At 60.5% G+C, this 5,568-nt stretch carries 4 protein-coding genes; 2 read left to right on the top strand and 2 right to left on the bottom strand.

The annotated features are described in order from the left end of the window. Positions 1-86: 86 nt before the first annotated feature. Positions 87-1,235 carry a galactokinase gene (galK, locus tag CUC53_RS17980; protein ID WP_100295380.1) on the bottom strand — a complete coding sequence of 383 codons (1,149 nt, stop codon included), beginning with the start codon at positions 1,233-1,235 and terminating at the stop codon, positions 87-89. Positions 1,236-1,317: 82 nt separating this feature from the next. Further along, entirely contained in the window at positions 1,318-2,367 is a 1,050-nt protein-coding gene (locus CUC53_RS17975; RefSeq protein WP_100295379.1) for a UDP-glucose--hexose-1-phosphate uridylyltransferase, read from the bottom strand. 329 nt (positions 2,368-2,696) lie between these two features. Between CUC53_RS17975 and CUC53_RS17970 the strand changes: the two genes are divergently transcribed. Continuing rightward, the gene (locus CUC53_RS17970) at positions 2,697-3,701 is read left to right on the top strand and encodes a substrate-binding domain-containing protein (protein WP_100295378.1); all 1,005 of its coding nucleotides are present in this window, start codon (positions 2,697-2,699) and stop codon (positions 3,699-3,701) included. A 261-nt stretch (positions 3,702-3,962) separates the two neighbouring features. After that, a partial coding sequence (locus CUC53_RS17965; RefSeq protein WP_272896780.1) for a glycoside hydrolase family 2 TIM barrel-domain containing protein occupies positions 3,963-5,568 on the top strand: 1,606 nt, incomplete at its 3' end.

Here is a 5,568-nt window from a genome sequence, read left to right as displayed (position 1 = left end):
GGTGAGGGAGGTCAGGGTGGCGCCAAAATCGAGGCCACGCAGCCGCAGCCCTGCGTCATTTTCTAACAGAAAAGGGATCATGCTGCTCATCGTGGGCCGGCTCCTGCACTGGCTGAACAAACGTAGCTATCGGCCTTAAGGCCAACCCGAGCTGGGTATTCGGCATCCACCGCGGCGATCACCGCCGCCACCTTATCAGGACGCAGCAGGGCGACCACGCAGCCGCCAAAGCCGCCGCCGGTCATCCGCACGCCACCCTCGCGGCCAATCTTAGCCTTGATGATCTCGACCAGAGTATCGATAGCAGGCACGGTGATCGCGAAATCATCACGCATGGCGGCATGGGATTGCGCCATCAGCTCGCCGAGACGCTCCAGATCGCCACCTGCCAGCGCCTCTGCGGCGGCTAGAGTGCGGGCGTTTTCGCCGACCACATGGCGGGCACGGCGATAGCAGATCTCATCCAGCCCTGCTTTGCCCGCCTCCAAACCGGCCAGATCGAGGTCGCGCAGCGCCTTGACCCCGTAGTGACGGGCGGCCGCCTCGCACTGCTGGCGGCGGGTGTTGTATTCGCTGTCCACTAGGCCACGGCGCACGTTGGAGTTGACGATCAGCACCGCCAAGTCACTGGGCATCGGGATGAGTCGGGTCGCAAGCGAGCGGCAATCGAGCAGCAGGGCGTGATCGGTTTTGCCACTGGCGGAGATCATCTGATCCATGATGCCGCAGTTGCAGCCGACAAACTGGTTCTCCGCCTGCTGACCGTTGAGGGCGATCTCTGCCTGAGTGATATCAAGCCCTAGCGCCTCTTTAAAGGCTTGGCCGATGGCCACCTCCAGCGAGGCGGAGGAGGAGAGGCCCGCCCCCTGCGGCACATTGCCGGAGACCACCAGATCGAGGCCGCGCAGAGGATAACCACGGGCTTGCAGGTATTTCACCACGCCACGGATGTAGTCGCTCCAGCGCTGATCGGGGTGGTGTTCGATGGGCTGGCCGAGGTCAAACTGGTCGTGCTGGTTGTCGTAGTCGGCGGCGATCACCTGCACTAGGCTGTCAGCACGCAGGCCGATGGCGACACAGGTCTCGTAGTCGATAGCACAGGGCAGCACGAAGCCGTCGTTGTAATCGGTATGTTCACCGATCAGGTTAACGCGGCCAGGGGCCCGCACCAGCAGGTCGGGTTGCCGCGCAAACCGCTCGGCGAACACAGCGCTGACGCGCTGACTGGGGGTCATAGAGTGTCCTTACTGGTTTGGCTGAAGTGGAGCAGACTGACTGCACGCCGCCACTCGGGGGGCAGCACAGATTGACAGGGTGTCATCGCGTCTCCCCGTCGGCTTGGTGGTAATGAATCGGGGACAGGGCACGCAGCCGTTCTGCCGCCTGTTCCGGCGTCAGATCGCGCTGGGTCTCGGCAAGCATCTCAAACCCCACCATGAACTTGCGCACCGTGGCGGAGCGCAGCAGCGGCGGATAGAAGTGAGCATGGAGCTGCCACGCCTCGGGGCAATCTGAGTTGGGCGGCGCAAAGTGCCACCCCATGGAATAGGGAAAACTGCACTGGAACAGGTTGTCGTAACGGCTGGTAAGCGCCTTGAGTGCCACCGCCAGATCTTGCTGCTGGGCCAGGGTCAGATTGAGCATCGAAGGGATGTGCGCCTTGGGCAGCAACAGGGTTTCAAACGGCCAAGCAGCCCAGAAAGGGACCACGGCAAGCCAATGCTCGGTCTCCACCACGATGCGCGAGCGATCCGCCAGCTCCCGCTCCACATACTCCAGCAGCATGGGGCGGCCATGCTCGGCCAGCCAGTCGCGCTGGTGCTGTTCTTCGCGGGCAATCTCGTTGGGCAGAAAATCACTGCCCCAGATCTGACCGTGCGGGTGCGGATTAGAGCAGCCCATCACGGCCCCTTTGTTTTCAAATACCTGCACCCACTGCCACTGGGCTGATAGCTCAGCGACCTGATCTAACCAAGTGGTGATGATCCCTTCGATGGAGGGTAGCGCCAGCTCGGGCAGGGTCTTGCTGTGATCGGGTGAAAAACAGATGACCCGACTGGTGCCGCGGGCGGCCTCCAGCCTCAGCAGCGGGTCGCTCGCTTGGTCGGCAGCCGGGGTATCCGCCATCAGGGCGGCGAAGTCGTTGGTAAAGACGAAAGTACCCGGATAGTCGGGGTTGATGTCACCGGTCACCCGGGTGTTACCGGCACAAAGGAAACAGTCAGGGTCGTGGGCCTGTTTGGGGGCCTGACTCACCGTCTCCACCTGCCCCTGCCAAGGGCGTTTAGCCCGATGGGGGGAGACCAATACATACTGGCCGGTCAGCGGGTTGAGGCGACGATGAGGGTGATCGACGGGATTAAACATCCGCTCTCCTGAATCAAGGTATGAAAAATAGATGGGTTATCACCCGCTGCTGGGCGAATGCCGACCCGTTCAGCTGTTAGCGGCTCACTAGAGACGGACACCGCATGAACGCCCTTGTCATGCACACGCTGGTTATGGCGCTGTCATCATCCCCTTGCGGCAAGTCTAGCTGAGCCTTTGACGGCGAAACTGTGAGCTGGCCAACAAAAAATGTAAACGATTACATCCATGCTGTCGTTAGCTCACAGCGCTAGCTGAATGGCTCTGTTATCAAGGGTATTGCTCGGTATAATGCCGGCGTCTTGAACCGTGGAAGAAGTGAACACTGCATGAGCACCATCAAGGATGTCGCCCGTTTAGCCAAGGTATCGGTGGCCACGGTTTCTCGGGTAATGAACAACTCGCCCAAGGCCAGCGCCGCGTCGCGGGCCGTGGTCCTGCAAGCGATGGCGACCCTGGGTTATACCCCCAATGCCAATGCGCGGGCCTTAGTCAACCAGACCTGCGACACCATGGGGGTGGTGGTGGGCGATGTGGCCGATCCTTTTTTCGGCGCGCTAGTGCGGGGGGTTTCGGCGATTGCGGTCGAGCAAAATCTCAACCTGCTGATGGGCAACGGTTTTCACAAAGCTCGCCAAGAGCGCGAGGCAATTGAGCTGCTGATCGGCAAACGCTGTGAAGCCTTGGTGGTTCACAGTAAAGCGCTCAGCGACGAGGAGCTGTGCGATTACGCCCTGCGCGTACCGGGTATGGTGCTGATTAATCGCGATATTCCTGCTCTCAAGGGCCGTTGTATCGCCCTCAATAACCGCTTAGGTGCCAGCACGGCAACCCGTCATCTGCTCGAATTGGGCCATCGTCAGATCGCGTTTATCAGCTCGGATCACGTGATTGAAGATGCCACCTTGCGCTTGCAAGGTTACCAAGATGCGCTGCTGGAAGCGGGGCTCAGCAGCAACCCTGAGCTGATCGAGAGTGGCACCCCAAATGAAGAAGGGGGCGAGCAAGCCATGCTCAACCTGCTGGCCAAGGGGTTAAAGATGACCGCCGTAGTCGCCTATAACGACGCCATGGCCGCTGGAGTGTTGTCGGTGTTGGCAGATAACGGCGTGAAGGTGCCTGATGACATCTCGGTGATTGGCTTTGATGACATCATCTACGCCAGATATTTGCAGCCCAAGCTATCAACCATGCGTTATCCCATTGAATTGATGGCGGCTCAAGCCGCTAAACTCGCATTACAGCTGGCGGCAGGCGAGCATGAATCATGGCAAAACCGCCTCTACACGCCAGCCCTGATCAGTCGCCATTCGGTCGCCGCAGCGCGCTCTTAAACCCCTGTTAAGGGGTCAGCAGCCATTCGCTTTTCCCTAAACGCCAACTAAACCGTGGTTTGCTGAGCGCCTAACCTGTCGTTCAGGCCGCCGCGGCCCTCACATAGCGGCCATCCCCCTCCTCGTTGCGCCCTTTTACCTACCGCTATGGGCCAAACACATTGGGTGTAATCGTTTACATCTGTGTGAGCAAGATCGCCAAATCCAGCGTCAAACTCCCCTACACTGGATAGGTTTTCGGTCAGCATGAGGGAGAGATAGATGCAGAGGGAACTGAAGGAAATCGTGGCGCGTCAAGATTGGCAGACCCAAGCCATTACGTCGGTTAATCGGCTGGCGGCTCACACGCCATTGTCCAGTTGGCGTAGTGAAGCGGATGCGAGGGATGATCTGGCCTCTGCCTCCCGAATGTTGCTCGATGGCGAGTGGCGTTTCTCCTTCTTTGCCGCGCCTGAGCGGGTGCCCGAAAGCTGGCTGGTGCAAGACCTAGCGGATGCCTGTCCCATCACGGTGCCGAGCAACTGGCAGCTGGATGCCGCCTATCCCGGGTTGCGGCCCCTCACCGATAGCCCCATCTACACCAATATCAAATACCCGTTTCCCTGTGATCCACCTCGGGTGCCGACAGAGAATCCCACCGGCTGCTACTCCCGCGAGTTCGAACTGCCCGCCGCGTGGCTGGCCAGCGGCCATAGCCGGATCATTTTCGATGGGGTCAGCAGCGCGTTTTATCTGTTCTGTAATGGCCATTGGGTCGGGTACTCCCAAGACAGCCGGCTGCCCGCCGAGTTCGATCTGACCCCGTACCTGCACACTGGTCGCAACCGGCTGGCGGTGCTGGTGCTGCGCTGGTCCGATGGATCCTATCTGGAAGATCAGGATATGTGGTGGCTGGCGGGGATCTTCCGCTCCGTCAGCCTGCTGCACAAACCGACCCGCCACCTGATGGATATTCGGGTCACCCCCGAGCTGGATGCCTGCTATCGGGATGGTCACCTCAAGATAACCCTGCTCGTCGCCAATGCGGCCATGCTATCGGTGGAGGCTAATCTCTATGACGGCAACGAGCGGGTGGCGACCCAGCGCCAGCCGATCGGTAGCCACGTCATCGACGAGAAAGGGGCTTACGACGATCGTGCCGAGCTGTGGCTCGACGTGGCTGCGCCGCACCAGTGGAGCGCCGAGACGCCTCATCTTTATCGCCTGACCCTGACCTTACTCGACGAGCAAGAGCACCCCATCGAGAGTGAAGCCTACGACGTCGGCTTTCGGGTGGTAGAGATCCGTGACGGCCTGCTGCGGGTCAACGGTCAGCCGCTGCTGATTCGCGGTGCCAACCGCCATGAACACCACCCCGCCAAGGGCTATGCCGTTGACTACGCCACCATGGAACACGATGTGCGGCTGATGAAGCAGCACAACTTCAATGCGGTGCGCTGCTCCCACTACCCTAACCATCCCGATTTTTATCGGCTGTGCGACCGACTCGGCCTCTATGTGGTGGACGAAGCGAATCTGGAGACCCACGGCATGACCCCGATGGGGCGGCTGGCGCAAGACCCCGCTTGGAGCAACGCTTTTTTGGAGCGGGCAACACGGATGGTGGCGCGGGATGTTAACCACCCTTCGATCATCATCTGGTCGCTGGGTAACGAGTCGGGTTACGGCCCAGCCCACGATGCCATGTATGGCTGGGTCAAGCGCAGCGACCCGAGCCGTCCGGTGCAGTACGAAGGGGGCGGGGCCGATACCCCGGCGACCGACATCCTCTGCCCCATGTATGCCCGCACCCATCAGGATCAACCGTTTCCGGCGGTGCCCAAGTGGGCGCTGGCCAAGTGGATCGGCCTGCCTGGCGAGAGTCGGC

This window comes from Aeromonas cavernicola (assembly GCF_002795305.1).
In the GTDB taxonomy this organism is placed as follows: domain Bacteria; phylum Pseudomonadota; class Gammaproteobacteria; order Enterobacterales; family Aeromonadaceae; genus Aeromonas; species Aeromonas cavernicola.
Note: the sequence above shows the minus strand (reverse complement) of the source record. Positions and strands in the feature narration are given on the sequence as shown.

What these genes read in the sequence shown, in the direction of transcription:
- CUC53_RS17975 (WP_100295379.1), bottom strand. Translation starts at nt 2,367, where the DNA reads ATGTTTAATCCCGTCGATCACCCTCATCGTCGCCTCAACCCGCTGACC.
- CUC53_RS17970 (WP_100295378.1), top strand. Translation starts at nt 2,697, where the DNA reads ATGAGCACCATCAAGGATGTCGCCCGTTTAGCCAAGGTATCGGTGGCC.
- galK (WP_100295380.1), bottom strand. Translation starts at nt 1,235, where the DNA reads ATGACCCCCAGTCAGCGCGTCAGCGCTGTGTTCGCCGAGCGGTTTGCG.